The following is a 15209-nucleotide window of genomic DNA, read 5'->3' on the forward strand; positions in this document are numbered from 1 at the left end:
ATTCGGGCGAGCGCCACCCACGCGAGAATGCCGGGAACCAACGAGAGAAGGGCCGAACGTGTCGCAACCGATCATGATGCTTGACCACCCCGGATGGCTGCGTGACGACGCTGGGCGCGCTCGGCGTGTGCTCCGGTCGGCTGGCTCGGTGTGGTCGGTGATCTGCACGCCGGTGCCCGTCGGCGGGCACCGGATCGACGCCGTCAAGCTTGCTGGCGACACCGACGTCGCACCGGTCGTCGACACGATCGACCCGCGGACGCTGGTAGGCGATGCGGTGATGTGTGACCCGTTGCGGGCCGACGGCCCGGTCGCTCGCGTGCGCACCTCAGACGTCTGGGAAGCGCTCGGCACAGCGGTTACCCGTCAGGTCATCAAGGCCGCGCACGCACGCGAGAACTACCGCCGGTTCTGCGAAACCTACGGCGAGCGGTACGACACCGCAGCCGGTCCGGCGTGGTTGTTCCCCTCGCCTGAGAAGGTGCTCGCCTTGTCCGACGCCGAGTTCGACGTGCTGCGCATGAAGTTCTTCCGCAGGGGTCTACGTGCCGCCGCCGAGGCGAGCCTCAAAGCCGCGGACGACTGGGCCGGCTTGACCGGTGAGCAGCTCGTCGCCGCTGTGCAAAGTGTGCGCCGGATCGGCCCGTGGACGGCTGGCGCCACTGCCGCCGACGTCACCAACGACTACAGCCTCTATCCCTTCGCCGACCTCGCGGTGCGCACCTGGGCGGGCAAGCTCGCCCCTTCGGTCTCCTGGCCGAAACCCGAACCTGAGTTCGGGCGGTTGTGGCAGGCGATGGCCGGCGCGCAGTTGTCCGAGTGGACGCTGCTCACCCTCGCTTGGGGAGTTCGACATGCAACCGGAGTTGCTCTCTGACCTCATCGCCGGCGCCGACCTGACACGCGAAATCGACGCCCTGTTCATCAACGCGCCGTTGCGCGACTACAGCGAACGCCCGCGGGTGAACGACTTCACGCTGCCCGTGCTGGGCATGGCCTACATCGCGACTTACGCGGCCGCGCAGGGTTTCAACGTCGGCGTGCTCGACGCCGAGGCGCACGGACTCGGAGTCGAGCAGACTGCCCGCCTGGTGAACGCGGCCGCACCGCGGTGGGTCGGATTCAATCTGCTTGCGCCCACGTACGAGATCAGCGCACGAATCGCCGATCGGCTCGACCGCGACATCATGCTCATGCTCGGCGGGCACCAGGCAAAAGCGATGCCGGTCGAGATCCTGCGCGACCGCCGGATGAGCCAGTGCGAAGCATTGGTGATCGGGGAAGGCGAAACGCGGGTCGCCGCTCTGCTCGACGACCACCGACGACGGGCAGAACTGCCCGGGGTGATGTGGATCGACCCGATCATGCGCACACCAGTCACGGGCGGAGTAGGAAACAACGGGTACTACCTCGCGCCTGATATCAACGACCTGCCGTTCGTCGACCGGGGATACCTAGTGCAGGACCCGCACCATGACAACGGTCGGCTTGAGGCGAACATGGTCGGCGCCCGCGGCTGTCCTTATAACTGCTCGTTCTGCGGTGCGGCGAAGTCGGCGAACCCGGATATCACCATTCGCACGCGCGAGCCGCACAACATCCTCAACGAGATGTACGAGCTTCGCGGGGCCGGTGTGAACGCCTTCCGGTTCGTCGACGACCTGTTCCTCGGTGCCCGACGTGTCATCGACACGATGATGCGCGCATTCACCGCGGACCACGTCGGCGACTGGGCGAGATGGGACGCCACCGGCCGGATTAACGTGCTGCACCGGGCGAGCGATGACGTGCTCGACACGCTCGCGGCGAACGGCCTGCGCGAGGTCGCGCTCGGTGTCGAGTCGGGCAACGAACGCATGTTGACCCGTATCGACAAGCGCATCACCCCGGACATGGCGCGCACGGTGGTCCGCCGACTCACCGAGCGCGGGATCAACGTCAAAGGCTATTTCATCGTGGGGTTTCCGACCGAAACCTGTGCCGAGATCGACGACACCGTGCGGCTCGTTCACGACCTCTGGGACATCACCGAACCCTTGCCGGGCCGGTTCCGCGCGTCGGCGTTCGAGTACCGCCCATACCCCGGTACGCCTGACTGGGGCGAGCTGATGAAGTCCGGGAAGTACACGGCCGAGCAACTGCTCAACTACACCGCCGTTGACCTCACCTCGGATGGCGTCGACGAGTCGATGCGCGAACGCGACGAGTTCAATTTCTCTGTCAACATCCAGTTGAGCGAGGCGCCGATCGACTACGTCCGGCGCAACCTGGTCGCTGTCTCCCGGGCGCAGTACGACCGGAGGGCGGCCGCGTGAATGACTCGAGCCGAGGGGTGTTCGTCACCCTCGACGGGCCGGCCGGTGTCGGCAAGACCACCACAACCCGGATGCTGCGCGAGTACCTCGGCAAGCGCGGGTATCCGGTGCACGACACGACCGAGCCGTCGCGCGCGTTGCTCGGCGAGATCGCTCGGCACCACACCGAGACCTACCGCGGCCGCGCCCTTGCGTGTTTGGTCGCCGCCGATCGCTATCAACACCTCGAGACCGAGGTGCGCCCGCACCTCGACGCCGGTTTCATCGTCGTGTGCGACCGCTACGTCGCGTCGTCCTACGTGCTGCAACGCATGGACGGCGTGCCGTTGCCGTACGTCGAGGCGGTCAACTCGGCGGCCGATCGACCCGACCTCGCCGTCATCTTGCAGGCGCCGCCAGCGATCACAGCGGCGCGAGTCGCAGCTCGCGGCGCGCACGATCGGTTCCACACCGGCGAGTGCTCGAGCAGACAAGAGACCGACCTATACGAGGAAGCTGCGAAGCGCCTTGCTGCGCGCGGCTATCCAGTCCTCGCCGTTGACACCGGAGAAGCGTCCCCGGTCGATGTCGCCGTCTACCTCACCGCACGAATCGCCGAACTGGTGGAGCGTCCCGACGCGCCGGCGGTGACGGCGTAGCCTCCGGCGGGTCTGCGGCGTGCCCTCCGGCACCCGCGGGCTCGCAGAGTTGCAACGTCACCTCGTGAGGATCTCGCCGGATGCCAGACGGCCAGCACACCATCATTGACGTACACGTTTTGCTTGTCCGTGGCGACGAGCTGCTACTTACGCAGCGGCGCGGGACCTACGGCGGCGGCATGTGGCACCTACCATCGGGAAAGCTCGACGCCGGCGAGTCGCTACCGGCCGGTGCCGCGCGCGAAGCCGAGGAAGAGGTCGGCGTGCGCATCGACCCCGCCGAGCTGCGCCACGCGCACACGGTGCACGTCGCGGGTTCCGGACCGGTGCCGCGGCTCGGCGTGTTCTTCGAGGCTCGCCGCTGGTCCGGCGAGCCGCACAACCGCGAACCCGACAAGTGCTCGGCCGTCGAATGGTTCCGGCTCGACAGCCTGCCCGACGACGTGATCCCGTACCCGCTCGCCGGCATCCGCGGCTACCTCGACGGCGTCCCGTTCGGCCTGCTCGGCTGGGCCGAGCAGCCGCGGCCGGTTCTGGCCTGAGCGACTGTTCAGCGCAGCGAACCCCAAAACTTCTGATTCGCCCGGGTCCAGACGGCATCGTTCAGATTGAGCGTGGTCGGCAACGGCGCGGCCTGCCCGGACCGGTACACGCTGTAGGGGGTTTCGTTAAGCAGCGCGGACGCGCCGGCACCGGTGGCGGGAGTGGTCGAGGCGAGTCTCGGCGCGGTGCCGCTGCCCGTGGTGAGACCCGCGAAGGCGACGACGTCGCCGCGGTTCACGGTGAGCGTGCCGAGGTTGACCGACTTCATGCCGACGGTGGCAATCCACGCGAGCCCGCTTACCGTCGCCTTCCGCTCGACGCTCGAGAGGTTCGGGCCGACGTAGACGCCGAAGTCAAACCCGGCGAGGCCGGTGTGCGCGGCGTAGACGCAGAACTTCGCGACGCTCGCGGCGATCGAGCGCGGGGCGATGGTGGCCCACACGGTGAGGTAGCCGGGCGAGAGGGTCTCGCCCCAGATGGCATCGGCGCGTCGGAGCGTCGAGACCTGGTCGCCGTAGAGCGTGGTGTCGGTGGCCTGTGCCTCGACAGCGGGGAGCTGGCCCATCGTGGCAACGTCGACACCGTCGACGGGCGCGGGGCCGCGGTACTCGAGTGCGCCGGCCACTACCCGACCACCACTACTCGGTAGGTGCCGGCGGCGCCGAAGTACAACGCGACGTTGTCGGCGTCGGTGAGGTCTACGCCGGTGAGTACGAGCGTCGGAATGGTGGCGCTGATGTCGTAGACCGAGACGTCGACGAACTGATTTCCGAGGCCGTGCCGGATGCCGACCCCGCCGGCGGCGGTCGGCGACACGTCGGCGATGACCTTGCGCGCGACGACGGTCGTGTCGACGGCGACGGCGTCGGCGGTGACGACGATTCCTCGGCCGGCGCCGACGGCGATCGTGTCCGCCCCGACGGCGAGCAGGCCGGCGCCGGCGAGGGTGAAGCCGTCCGACCCGGTGCCGTAGACAGCCCACGTCTGTCCGGTTACGCCCGGGGTGATGCTGCCGTTCGTGGTGAGCAGGTACAGCCGGTCGCCGTTCGTGGCGCCTTCCTCGACAGCGACGACGGCGCCGCCGCGCAGGTCTCCGGGGCTGTCGGCATCGGTGGCGCGCGCCCACACGCCCGCCTTCGCGAGGTAGATGCCGTTCTCGACCGGGTCGGCCTGCGCCTTGACGAGTACGCGGTCGTCGGCGTTCGGGGTGATGCCGTCGACGGCGGCGAGCCCGGAGCGGGTCACGGGGCCGGTGGTGGCCAGCCGCACGGCGGCTTTGAACGAGACGCCGGCGGCCGCGGCCGCTACGGCGTCTTGGAGCTGCCCGTAGGTGGCGAGGTCGCCGGCGGCCGAGCCCGGGGCGGCGTTGGTGATGCGCTGCGCGCCGACGTTGACGGGCGCGGTGGGTGCGGCGAACTCGTCGAGCCGGTAGCCGGTGACGGTCGCGCGCAGGTCGGACACGGTCGAGGCCGGCTGATTTCCGGTGTGGTTCGCACGGGCGGTTGGGTCGATCCAGTTGCCCGCGGCGTCGCGGACTTTCAACCGGCCGTTGTGGTAGATGACCTGCGCCTCGGCACCGGCGGGCAGGCTGGCGACCTTGTGCGCGACCAGGTTGCGGGCTTCGTTGAGTCCGTGGTCGGTGTGGGTGCCGAACTTCAAGTCGGCCATGGTCGGGGCTCCTAGCTCAGGTAGGCCACGCCGGAGCACGGCGCGGAAAACTCGATACGGACATGTCCGGCGGCCGGGTAGGTGACCACGCCGAGCAGCGGCTCGCCGGTGGACTCGACGACGTGCACGCCGGCGGGGGTGAACGAGAGCTGGTGAACGACGTTCCACACCCGGGCGGCGATGGTCTGCTCGTGCCGGTGGCCGAACTCGAGGACGTCGCCCGGTTCACCCGGCGGGGCGGTGTCGACGGGGGCGCCGACGGCGAGCCAGTCGAGAGCGACCGGCGGACCGGCTTCGGGTTCAAGGGCTGTCACGGGTCACCCCCCGAGACACGCGCACCGTGCCCTCAACGATCCGGGCGACACGGCCGCCGGGGTCGATGAGCAGGACGTCGAAGACGCCGGCGAGCCACGTCCAGGCGCGCGAGGTCGCCGCGGTCACGGTGAGCGTGACCCGCGAGTCCGCGGTGCTGGCGTTGCCGACCGCGCTCGACCACTCGTGCAGCACGTCGCCGGCGTCGATGCGTTCGCGGACCTGCGCGCGCACCGTCCACCCGGAAAGGTCGAGCGGCCGGCCACCAGAGGTGACCGGCCACGCTCGACCCCACTCGGCGCCCTTCTCGATCACGACGTCGTCGTGCAGGGCGGACACGGGTTACTCCTGGCGGTAGGTGGGTGGACGGGTCGAGCCGAGCAGGAACCGCGCGAGCCAGCTCGGCACCCGCGGCTCGAGCCAGCGCAGGCCGGCGTACACGGCGCCGAGCACGACGGGAACGGCGGCGGTTTGGCCGAGCCCGTTCGCCGGCTCGGTGAGCCAGTTGGGCAGGCCGAGCGCGACGAGGTAGGCGACGCCGGCGGACCACAGCGCGGGTACGACGGTGCGCACCCACGACGTGACGCGGTCCGAGCGCAGCCACGCGGCGAGTCGCTCGCCGAGCTGGTGCTGCGGGGTCGGTTCGGACATGGTCACTTCCCCTTCTGCGGGAACGAGTAGCCAATGCGCCCGTTCGTCGTCTCGCCCTTGGCGTTGCGCGCCCGGTAGCGGAGCGCGATTCCCTCGAGGCCGCTGGGCACCTGCCAGAAATTCCGCTGTCGGTCGGCGAGACGGCCGGCGGTCGGCGCGGTGCCGATCAGTCCTACGAGCTTGAGCCCGCCGCCGATGGTGACGACTTCGTACTCGACCTCACCCCACGCGGCGAAGATCGTGAACCAGGCGTCGCCGACTACCGTCGAGTTGGCGTTGCTCTCGAACGGGAGTGCAACGTAGTTCCAGTCGGCAGAGTGGGGCAGGGACACGGGAATAGCGGGCATATCGACCTCTTTCTGTGGATTGGATCGGGACGAGAGCAGGGCGGCGAGCTGGTCGCGGGTGCCGCGGTAGGCGTTCGCGTCGACCGGGGTGTGTCCGGCGACGGTGGCCGAGCTGGTGAACTGCAAGACCTCGACGCCGGCGCCGCCGTAGCCGTCCCAGTAGTTCGCCGGTACGCGCGCGTAAATCTGCGATGCGTACCCGCCGTTCATGTCCGGGTATCGGCTCGACCACAGCGGCGGCAGGCCGTCGAGCGGCGGTGAGCCGAGGGTGTCTCGCCAGTACCAGCGCGGGACGTAGACGAGCGGCACGGTGTAGCCGGCACCGCGGAGCCGGCCGACGATGTCGCGGGTAAGCGCGAGGTTTCCGCCGTCCTTCTCCACATCCGGAATCACGGGCACGTCGCGCGGGACGGTGCGGGTGATGGTGTCAACCTGTGCCGCGGCCGATGCGTTGCCGCGCTGGTAGTGGTAGGCGGCGACGAGCAGGCCGGCGCCGCGCGCTTCGCCGAGGTTGCGGCCGAACTGCGGATCGACCCATCCGGCGCCGTCGGTGGCCTTGAGGAACGCGAAGTCGAATCCCTCGGCACGGGTTCGGCGTAGGTCGAACGCGCCGCCTTGGTGGTTGCTGATGTCGATTCCGTAGAGCATGGTCACCTCTCGAAAAGGGTTATGTGTCAACGGGTCTGGCCGTTGGTGGGCGGCTCGGCGACGGCGTTCTCGACGCGGTCGATCGCGTCGCGCAGGCTCGCGCCGGAGTTGGGGCGCAACTCGTGCTCGACCCGTTCGACGCGCTCGACGAGGTCGCGCACGTCGTCGCGGGTGGCGGCGCCGGCGGTTTCGATGGCGGAAATGCGTTCGATGACGCCGGGCCGGGCGGCGACGCCGTTGCGTTCGGGCTCGCCGAACCAGTCGTCGGCGAAGTGGCCGAGCCGGCGCAGGCCGCGGGCGGCGTTGCGTGCGGCTGTCCACACGCGACGGATGACGAGGTATGCGGCGACGGCGACACCCGCCGTCCCGGCGATGTCGAGCACACCGAGATCGGCGAGGTTCACGGGTTCGGATTTCCTTGCTGTGTGGGATAGTTCGGGCTACATGCAGTAGCAGCCGAGGACTTGGCAGGCGATAGCACCGGCGCCGGACGCCGACGCGGTCAAGGTGACTTCGACCCAGTCACGACCGACGAACTCGGCCACGCTGAAACGGCCTTGCTGGCTGACAACGGGTCCGACGTTCGCGTCCCACGAACCGACTTCCTTGCCGTCGAACTTGAGCCGGTAGGTGACGTTCGGCTTGCCGAAGGACTGGCCCCAGACACCATCGATCGTGACCCACGGGTGCGAGACGGACGCGCGGCCTTCCCACAACGTGGTTTCTCCGCTGAGCTTGCGGGTGTCGATGTCCATATAGCCGAAGGTCTCGCCGAGCGCGGGGTCGGAACTGTAGGTGTGCGTGATGAACATCGGGTACATGACGATGGGAAGCCACGGGCGTGCGAGGCCGGCGCCTACCTCGGCGTTGTCGGACACGATGATGCGTCCGGTTGAGTCGGTCATCGCCCAGAAGTCGCGACCGAACTGTGCCGAGCCCGCCGTGTACATGAGGGTTGCTCCGCCTTCACGGCGGAGTACAAACCGTTGCTTGCCTTGAGAATCCGGGCCGATGTAGAGGATTTCGATGCCGTCGGAGTCGGTCACCTTGATGTAGCTGTCGTCGACGAGCGTCAAGCCGCCGCGGGCGATGACGGCCGAGGACAAGCCGACTTTCTTGCGCACGGAGGCCAACTCCCGTTCAAGGGCGATGACGCGGTCGATGATGTTTGACGGCTGGTTGACCTGCATTACGCGGCATCCTCGATTAGGGGGCTCATGGTGATGGTGACGGTTTCGACGGACTCACCGGGCGCGTACTGCGCGTCGACGATCCGCATTGCGGTGTCGAGCCCGCGGCGCATGAACTCGTCGCGGATGACGACCCGGACGTCGTCGCCGGTGTCCCACTCGCCGACGTAGGGCGCGGTGTCGCCGCGCACGGTGAGCGTCGGGAGCACGACGGGCAGCCGGGCGACGAGTTGGTCGGCGTCGGCGTGGCCTCGCAGAGTCTCGACGTCGCTCACGCTCGAGTAGCCCTGTTCGGATTCGAGCAACGGCCAGTGCGCCGGGTATTTCGCGGTGTCCTCGGCGACGGCGATCGGGGTTCCCTCGGCCATGCCGTCGCCGGTGGCGAACGTGCGCGTTGCCATTCGCGTAGCGTCCGACGGCCAGACGTAGCCGAGGATGTTGCCGCCGGTCTCCCACACGTGCGCGGTGCCGGTCTGGCCGAGCCGTGGCGTGCCTACGCGCATGATGCGACGGACGCGGCCGCCGACGCCCGGGGCGACGCCGAACATGATGTCGGGGCCGTTGATGACGCGCGAGAGCTGGCGCAGGGCCTCGCCGGTGTCGGTGAGCGCGTGCCCGGGGTATTCGCGGTCGCGGTAGATGAACGATTGCGAGTCGTCGACCTCGACGCGGATGTCGCCGCCGGCGTGCGATTGGGCGAGCTGCACCAGGCGCCGCGCGATGTCGTTTTGCTCGGTGTCGTTGTAGCGGGTGGTGAGCTTCGCGACGCGGTCGACGGCGACCGGGTCGGGCAGCAGCGGCAACACCTTGCGGTGGTCGAAGTAGCTCCACCAGTCCGCGCCCTGAATCTCGACGGCGCCGGTGCTGCTGTCGTATTTGCGGGTCCAGATGAGCCCGCCCCACATCGGCCGGTCATCGCGCAGGACGTACAGCGCGCGCCGGGCCGGCATCGTCAGCTCGTACGGGTCGCGTCGGCGCGTCGACGGGTGCCGAGACAGGTCCCACGTGCCGGAGAACTTCCCTGCGTCGTTCAACGGCCGGTTGTACTTGACGCCGGAGAGCGGTAGCTCGTCGAGCACGTTGCCGGTGCGCAGGTCGGCGACGAGATAGGTGTAGGTAGGCAGTGCCATCACGGACCCCGCCACACCGCGGTAAAGCCGCTGATCAGGTCGTCGGGCGATTCCTTCGTGACCGCGCTAGCGGTGCCGGAATAGCCGTAGCACCGGACCGTTGCGCCCTTGTCGAGCCACCTCGAGGTAGACGCCGAGACGTTGTTGCCGCCCCCGGCAACGCTGTCTTTCGCCCACAGGTTCCCCGCCGACGAGCCGCCGATCATGGCGTACTTGTCGGTGTTCACGATGGTGTACCGCAAGTTCAGCGAGAGATCCCACCAACCGGGTTCTTCGATGGTGAACACTCCTCCGGCGAGCGTGATGCCGCCCGGCGGCCGGTTGATCTGGGGGAAGGTGAGCAGAGTCGGCGTGTTCGAGGTCGGCTGGTTGGTGGTGATCGTCCAGTCGCCGCCGGGGGTGGCGCCGCTGAGCATCGCGGCGTACAGCCACTTTTCGCCGTTCCAGCGGTATAGCCGGCCAGTGTTGGCGAGCACGGCGAGTTGACTGGGGTACGGGTCGGTGATGTCGGACAGCGCGGCCGCGGTCACCTGCCCGCGCACACGCCACGCGGCGCCGTCGTAGACCTCGGTCCATCCCTTGTCGAGCCGGTGCACCGCTTGCCCGGGATACGCGGCGATGGCGTTGCGCTCGGCGACGCTACCGACGGGCAGCAGCCCGCCGAGGGCGACCGTCCACCCGGGCGGTAGCTGGTCGATCATGGCGTCGGTGATCTTGTTTGCGCCGGCGGTGACGCGGACGCGGCCGAGGGTGAACCAGTCGCGCGAGCCGTCGACGACGGGGTCGCTCGGCGTCGCCGAGGCGGTGCCACGCACGAGCCGGACGTCGAACCGGGTCGCGGCGTCGAGGTAGAACTCGTCGGACTGCTGAGCGATCACCAGGTCGTACCGGTCGTTCGCCGGATCGGCGGGGACGGCGAGCACGTCGAGGGTCTTCGCCGAGTCCAGCGACACCAGATACGAGCCGATACCGCGGGAAGCGCGTACAGCGCCTTGGAACGGCTCGACCACGATCGAGCCGCTTGCCGTGCCGGCCGCGTGGACGCGCCCGGGGGTTCCCGGAGCGGGCCGGATGCCGTTGCGGGCGGTGATGGCGTTCGCCCCGGGAATGAGCAGCGCGGATACAGCGAGACGGGCATCTTCGGTGCTGATGAGCGGTCTATCGGTAGAGCCGACAGCCCACGAATTACGTTCGGGCATAAGGAAACCTCCGTCTCACATGGCGGTGCTGTGCACGGTCACCGACAGGCGAGAGTCGGAACTCGGTGCGGCAGAAGCGAAAACGGCCTGTGTCTCTCGGCCGGGCGGGAAGCTGAACCATCCCCGGGTGAACAAGCGGTCGGACGCCGAGACGTTGCTGCCGACGAACAACACGGTTCGGGCGAGCGTGTCGACCTCGACGACTTGCCCCGTGGGAATGAACCAATCCGGGTCGAACTCGAGCGCCTGCCCCGTATCGCGCCGGGTGATCGACGGGCCGCGGACCGGGCCGGCGATGCGCCAGACCGGCCACGCCTCGGCCGTGCCGGTGTTCGTCCACGTGATCACTCCGCCGCGGGCAGCGGCGCCGAATGGCATCGGGAAGCGGACCGGGAAGCCGAGCCCGCCGGAATCCGTCGCGCCGAGCATCGTCGACGCAGTGAAGCCGGGCAGCTCGAGTAACCGGGGATCGGTGGCGACCCATTGCAGCGCGCCGGCGACGTAGCCGACGTCGTACTCGAGCCCGGTCGGCATCGACCGGCGCGTGCACCGGGCGAGCGCCTGCCAGCGCCGACCGTCGAGCCGGATCACGAGCGGTTCCTCGTCGGGGTTCTCGCTCGGTGTGGTGATGGCGCGCAACCGGGCGACCGCGGCCGCGTACTGCGCACGGGTGGCTCGCCGAGCCGAGATCACAAACGAGTAGGTGACGGTGCGGGACTGCGCGAGCAACTGCCCCGGGAACGCGCCATGTTGGCCGGGCCGGTCGACGTCGCCGCCGCGCATCTGCGGCAGGTCGAGCCAGCCCTCAAGAGCGCGCCACCCGTAGGCCGTGCCGGCGCCGAGCAGCTCGCCGCGCCACTCGAGTTGTCCATCGCGGGTGATGAGGTCCCCAGCAGCCACTACCCACCCCCGCGACTCAGCCAGTCCAGCTCTCCGGCGATGTCGGCCGGCGACTGCGCCGGGGTCGCGTGGAACTGGTCAATGTGGACAGTCGCGCGAGCCCCGGTCGCCGCGTACGTACTGGCGGCCGCACCGGACCCCGTTCCAGTCGCGCCCGCGAACGCGAGCGCGGGAGTGTTCAATCCGTCCGCCATCGTGGCGGACACGCGCGAAGCCAAGTCGGATGCTGAGCGCGTCGCGACGCCGGCGGCCTTGTCGATACCGCCGGCGAGGCCGGGCGGTATCCAACGGCCGATGTCGGCGAACACCTTCGACGGGCTCGAGATACCGAGCATGTCCTTAACCCACCCGGGAAGCAGGGAGCCAAAGAAGCTCTTGACCTTGGACCAGAGCCAATCGGCGGCGCCGGAAATGCCGTTCCAGAGTCCGCGCAGCAGGTCGCCGCCGACCGAGATCAGCAGCGAGCCGAAGTTGCCCAGCATCGACAGCGCTCGGCCAGGTAGGCTGCCTACGAACGACAGCACGGACGACACTCCATTTGAGACGGCGCTGGACACATTCGACCAAATATTGCGAAAAAATCCTAAAACGGCGTTTAGTCCATTTTGGATGGTTGAGCGGACAAAGTTCAGCGCTCCGGACACGAGTCCGGTGATGAAGTCCCAGGCGGCCGAGACGGCGCCGGTGATCGTGGACCAGATTCCGGAGAAAAAGTCAGCTATAGCACCAAAAACGGCCGACGCTGTGCTCTTGATCCACTCCCAAGCAGCCGCTAGGGCGGCCTTGATCGTGTCCCAATTCGAGATGATCAAGACGGCCAGGGCGACTACCGCGGCCACGATCGCGAGGAACGGGTTAGCCAGCATCGCGACCCGTAGCGCGTTGAAAACCGTTGTTGCTACGCGAAAAGCGGTCGACAGAGCGCCCACAATGGACACTAGTGGACCTGTCGCGACGGCGACAGCGCCAAAAGCCAGAGCCAGCGGGCCTAGCCACGTCATGTTGTCGGACAGGAACCCGGCGAGCAACGCGAGCAGGGGGCCGGCGAGCTGGAGCGCGGTAGCGAGAACGGTGCCGATCTGGCCGGCCAGGGTCGCGAGCCCGGGGGCGAGTGCGACGACGGCCGGTTCGAGCGCCACGATCGCCGAGGCCAGCCCGCCGGCCAAGCTCTGCGCGACCGCGCCGACCACCGGGGCCAGGGCGGCGAGCACTCGACCGAGCGGGGCGACCGCGGGTGCCAGGGAGGCGAGCGCGGCGCCGAGCTGCGGGCCGAGCACGGCAATCGCCGGGCCGACATCGGACACCAGCACGCGGCCGACCTCGGCGAACACAGGGGCCAAGCCGCGGCCGGCTGCGGCGATGCCGCCGAAAATCTGCTGTAGCAGGGTGGCGCCCTGCGCGGAGTTGAGGAACTCCCGCACGGCGCCGGTTGCCTGCACGAGCACGTCGAGCGTCGACACGCCGTTCGTCGACATCGCCCGGAAGACGGCGGCGACGATGCCGCCGACGTTGCCGGCGAGCTGGCCGAGCTGCTGTAGCGCGTTGAGCCCGTTGCGCATCCACGCCTCGAGCTGCCCGGACTGTCGGGCCTGCGCGATGAACGCGGCGAACCGCTCGGCAGCCGAGCCTGCGCCGGTGGTGAGGTCGGCGAACACGGTCGAGCCGACGGTCGCCACGTCGCGGAACACCTGCGCGAGCGGGCGCGCAGTCTCGGCTAGGTTCGACACCGCGGTCGAGGAGTTGTCGAAAATCGTCGTGACGTCGCGCCCGGTCTGCGCCTCGCGCAGGAACGCGGCCAGGCCGGCGGCGCCGACACCGAAGCTCGAGGCGACGTCGGTCATGCCGCGCTTGAGAATCGGCATGTACTGTCCGCCGAGCTGGCGAACAACCGAGCCCATCTCGGAGAACAGCTCTTGCTGTACCGAGTTCTTGACCGAGTCCCACGCGGGTTTTAGCTCGCGCACGGCGTTCGCGGTGTCGCGCGCCGCGGGGGCGAGTTTCGCGGTGGCCTCGGCGAACTTCTTCGGGTCGTCGATGTTCTTCATCGCGTCGCCGAAGCCGGACATGCCGACCTTGAGCGAGACCAGCGCGGCGCCGCCGGCGACCGCGGCGCCCGGCAGGATCAGCAGCGCGCCGGACGCGGTGACGAGCCCGCCGCCGAGGGCGCCGAGCGCGCCGCCGGCGAGGTTTGCCGCGCCGGCAAGGGCACCGATCTTGAGTGCGCTCGCACCGGCCGACATCGCCATGTCGCGCGCGGACTTGCCCGCGCGCACGAGCGCGTTGTCGTAGACGTCGGTGTCGCGCGCCGCGGCGGCGAACCTCGCGCGAGCCTGCGCGAGCTTGCCGGCGACGCCCTTGTCGTCGATGCGGAGGTAACCGACAAGCTCGCCGATGGTGAGCGCCACGGGGGACCACCCCCCGCCCGCTGCTCAGTCAGGGGCGGGGGCGGTCAGCCTCCGGGTACAGGGCGCGACGTAACCGACTGGCGTCGGTGGAGAACAGGCCGGCGATGCGGATGCGCAGCCAACGCCACGAACGGGCGCGCAGCAGGCCGGGCGCCTCGAGGTCGACGGCGTAGATTTCGTGCAGGTCTAGCTCGACGAGCGACCAGCGCTCGAGGATTTGCCGCCACTGCGGGCCGTCGCCGGCGCCGCCTTCCGTGTCCGGCTCGTACCACTCGCGGATGCCCGTTGCGGGGTCGATCGGGCCGCCGCTCGACGGCTCGCCCGATTCCCCGCCGAGGCTTCCGGGCGGCCGCCGGTGTTCCAGTACGCCTCGGCAGCCTCGGCGCTCTGCGTGTGGTGCAGAAACGCCGTCATGCCAGCGACTTTGAACCGCGGCCACGCGACACCGTCGGCGAGCATCTCGTCGTAGGCGGTACCGAGCGACTTGCGGTACATGTCGATTTCCTGCGCGTCGCTCAGCAGCTCGCCGCCCGGCTCGGGCACCGACAGCTCGCCGGCGTCGGGGTCGTCCTCGTGCGCCTTGACCGCGGCGGCAACGCCGAACATCCAGTCGTGCAGCCGTTGCAACCGCAGACCGGTCTCGGCGTCCACCGGCGGAACCGCGTAGACCTTGCCGCCGATGGGCAGCTCGAGCCCACCGTCGAGCAGCTCGTCGAGATCCCGATACGCCATCACTTACCCCCGTTCGCAGTCGAGGCGGCCGCGGCAGCGCCGGTAGGCGGGACGGTCACGGGGTTGGCGATTTCGAGCGGCGCGCCCTGTCCCAGCAATGTGAAGTTGAACGGCTCGAGGTCGGTCGTCTTGCCGCCCTTCTCGAACTCGGACACCTGCGCGTACCCCTCGGACGCATCCGGCGACCCATCGCGCCGGTACCAGCGCACATGCACGTCGGCCTCGAAACCAACCTTGCGCGCGGCCTTGCGGATGAACTCCTGCCCCGCATCGGGGGTGTAAGTGCTGGCCTTGGTGTCGCGCTTGCGCTTGCCCTCGGCCTCGATCTTCCATTTCCTCTGCGTGATGACGTCCGAACCCCACCCGGGCGCGTCGTTCGTCGCGTCATCCTCGGTGTTGTCGTCGCTGGACTCCGAAAAGCTCGACAACCCGCGAACGGGGGTCCACTGCGGGGCTGTGGCACCGCTCGCGGCGGTGTCGACTTCGAGCGCCCAATCGCTCGCGAGCATGGAACGTAGGGCCATGGCGGCG

Annotated in this window: 18 protein-coding genes; 4 read left to right on the forward strand and 14 right to left on the reverse strand. The window is 69.0% G+C overall.

Features of this window, described 5'->3' with window-relative positions:
• Positions 1 to 58 precede the first annotated feature (58 nt).
• From ACFORO_RS22910 to ACFORO_RS22925, 4 genes are all read left to right on the forward strand, one after another.
• Positions 59 to 877: a hypothetical protein gene (locus tag ACFORO_RS22910; RefSeq protein ID WP_377872961.1), complete on the forward strand. Its 819-nt coding sequence runs from the start codon at positions 59 to 61 to the stop codon at positions 875 to 877.
• Complete coding sequence (locus ACFORO_RS22915; RefSeq protein ID WP_377872960.1) at positions 855 to 2315, forward strand: B12-binding domain-containing radical SAM protein; 1461 nt, start codon at positions 855 to 857, stop codon at positions 2313 to 2315. Before ACFORO_RS22910 ends, ACFORO_RS22915 begins: the two co-directional genes overlap by 23 nt.
• Complete coding sequence (tmk, locus tag ACFORO_RS22920) at positions 2312 to 2953, forward strand: dTMP kinase (protein WP_377872959.1); 642 nt, start codon at positions 2312 to 2314, stop codon at positions 2951 to 2953. The genes ACFORO_RS22915 and tmk overlap by 4 nt, the downstream gene beginning before the upstream one ends.
• An 80-nt stretch (positions 2954 to 3033) precedes the next feature.
• Positions 3034 to 3495: an NUDIX hydrolase gene (locus ACFORO_RS22925; RefSeq protein ID WP_377872958.1), complete on the forward strand. Its 462-nt coding sequence runs from the start codon at positions 3034 to 3036 to the stop codon at positions 3493 to 3495.
• A gap of 8 nt (positions 3496 to 3503) precedes the next feature.
• Here the strand turns inward: ACFORO_RS22925 and ACFORO_RS22930 are convergent, their stop codons facing one another.
• From ACFORO_RS22930 to ACFORO_RS22995, 14 genes are all read right to left on the reverse strand, one after another.
• Positions 3504 to 4121, reverse strand: a complete 618-nt coding sequence (locus tag ACFORO_RS22930; RefSeq protein ID WP_377872957.1) for a hypothetical protein — start codon at positions 4119 to 4121, stop codon at positions 3504 to 3506.
• On the reverse strand, positions 4121 to 5164 hold the full coding sequence (locus ACFORO_RS22935; RefSeq protein WP_377896626.1) for a hypothetical protein: 1044 nt from the start codon (positions 5162 to 5164) through the stop codon (positions 4121 to 4123). Before ACFORO_RS22935 ends, ACFORO_RS22930 begins: the two co-directional genes overlap by 1 nt.
• A gap of 11 nt (positions 5165 to 5175) precedes the next feature.
• Entirely contained in the window at positions 5176 to 5478 is a 303-nt protein-coding gene (locus ACFORO_RS22940) for a hypothetical protein (protein ID WP_377872954.1), read from the reverse strand.
• Entirely contained in the window at positions 5465 to 5815 is a 351-nt protein-coding gene (locus ACFORO_RS22945; RefSeq protein ID WP_377872953.1) for a hypothetical protein, read from the reverse strand. Before ACFORO_RS22945 ends, ACFORO_RS22940 begins: the two co-directional genes overlap by 14 nt.
• Before the next feature lie 3 nt (positions 5816 to 5818).
• Positions 5819 to 6127 carry a hypothetical protein gene (locus tag ACFORO_RS22950; protein WP_377872952.1) on the reverse strand — a complete coding sequence of 103 codons (309 nt, stop codon included), beginning with the start codon at positions 6125 to 6127 and terminating at the stop codon, positions 5819 to 5821.
• Positions 6128 to 6129: 2 nt separating this feature from the next.
• Positions 6130 to 7122: a glycoside hydrolase family 25 protein gene (locus ACFORO_RS22955; protein ID WP_377872951.1), complete on the reverse strand. Its 993-nt coding sequence runs from the start codon at positions 7120 to 7122 to the stop codon at positions 6130 to 6132.
• A gap of 26 nt (positions 7123 to 7148) precedes the next feature.
• On the reverse strand, positions 7149 to 7526 hold the full coding sequence (locus ACFORO_RS22960; RefSeq protein ID WP_377872950.1) for a hypothetical protein: 378 nt from the start codon (positions 7524 to 7526) through the stop codon (positions 7149 to 7151).
• A 36-nt stretch (positions 7527 to 7562) separates the two neighbouring features.
• Complete coding sequence (locus tag ACFORO_RS22965) at positions 7563 to 8312, reverse strand: hypothetical protein (protein WP_377872949.1); 750 nt, start codon at positions 8310 to 8312, stop codon at positions 7563 to 7565.
• Complete coding sequence (locus ACFORO_RS22970) at positions 8312 to 9442, reverse strand: hypothetical protein (RefSeq protein ID WP_377872948.1); 1131 nt, start codon at positions 9440 to 9442, stop codon at positions 8312 to 8314. The genes ACFORO_RS22965 and ACFORO_RS22970 overlap by 1 nt, the downstream gene beginning before the upstream one ends.
• Positions 9442 to 10641 carry a hypothetical protein gene (locus ACFORO_RS22975; RefSeq protein ID WP_377872947.1) on the reverse strand — a complete coding sequence of 400 codons (1200 nt, stop codon included), beginning with the start codon at positions 10639 to 10641 and terminating at the stop codon, positions 9442 to 9444. Before ACFORO_RS22975 ends, ACFORO_RS22970 begins: the two co-directional genes overlap by 1 nt.
• Positions 10642 to 10656: 15 nt before the next feature.
• The gene (locus ACFORO_RS22980; RefSeq protein WP_377872946.1) at positions 10657 to 11541 is read right to left on the reverse strand and encodes a hypothetical protein; all 885 of its coding nucleotides are present in this window, start codon (positions 11539 to 11541) and stop codon (positions 10657 to 10659) included.
• Positions 11541 to 13946: a phage tail protein gene (locus tag ACFORO_RS22985; RefSeq protein ID WP_377872945.1), complete on the reverse strand. Its 2406-nt coding sequence runs from the start codon at positions 13944 to 13946 to the stop codon at positions 11541 to 11543. The genes ACFORO_RS22980 and ACFORO_RS22985 overlap by 1 nt, the downstream gene beginning before the upstream one ends.
• Positions 13947 to 14132: 186 nt before the next feature.
• Positions 14133 to 14678 (reverse strand): DUF7426 family protein, encoded by a 546-nt coding sequence (locus tag ACFORO_RS22990; RefSeq protein ID WP_215548373.1) that lies wholly within the window; start codon positions 14676 to 14678, stop codon positions 14133 to 14135.
• On the reverse strand, positions 14678 to 15202 hold the full coding sequence (locus ACFORO_RS22995; protein ID WP_377872944.1) for a phage tail tube protein: 525 nt from the start codon (positions 15200 to 15202) through the stop codon (positions 14678 to 14680). The genes ACFORO_RS22990 and ACFORO_RS22995 overlap by 1 nt, the downstream gene beginning before the upstream one ends.
• Positions 15203 to 15209: the final 7 nt, after the last annotated feature.

The organism is Amycolatopsis halotolerans (assembly GCF_042647905.1).
Lineage (GTDB): Bacteria > Actinomycetota > Actinomycetes > Mycobacteriales > Pseudonocardiaceae > Amycolatopsis > Amycolatopsis halotolerans.

Coding starts and splice junctions, on each gene's coding strand:
- ACFORO_RS22995 (WP_377872944.1), bottom strand. CDS start 15,202: ATGGCCCTACGTTCCATGCTCGCGAGCGATTGGGCGCTCGAAGTCGAC.
- ACFORO_RS22955 (WP_377872951.1), bottom strand. CDS start 7,122: ATGCTCTACGGAATCGACATCAGCAACCACCAAGGCGGCGCGTTCGAC.
- ACFORO_RS22950 (WP_377872952.1), bottom strand. CDS start 6,127: ATGTCCGAACCGACCCCGCAGCACCAGCTCGGCGAGCGACTCGCCGCG.
- ACFORO_RS22915 (WP_377872960.1), top strand. CDS start 855: ATGCAACCGGAGTTGCTCTCTGACCTCATCGCCGGCGCCGACCTGACA.
- ACFORO_RS22925 (WP_377872958.1), top strand. CDS start 3,034: ATGCCAGACGGCCAGCACACCATCATTGACGTACACGTTTTGCTTGTC.
- ACFORO_RS22935 (WP_377896626.1), bottom strand. CDS start 5,164: ATGGCCGACTTGAAGTTCGGCACCCACACCGACCACGGACTCAACGAA.
- ACFORO_RS22965 (WP_377872949.1), bottom strand. CDS start 8,312: ATGCAGGTCAACCAGCCGTCAAACATCATCGACCGCGTCATCGCCCTT.
- ACFORO_RS22990 (WP_215548373.1), bottom strand. CDS start 14,678: ATGGCGTATCGGGATCTCGACGAGCTGCTCGACGGTGGGCTCGAGCTG.
- ACFORO_RS22970 (WP_377872948.1), bottom strand. CDS start 9,442: ATGGCACTGCCTACCTACACCTATCTCGTCGCCGACCTGCGCACCGGC.
- ACFORO_RS22975 (WP_377872947.1), bottom strand. CDS start 10,641: ATGCCCGAACGTAATTCGTGGGCTGTCGGCTCTACCGATAGACCGCTC.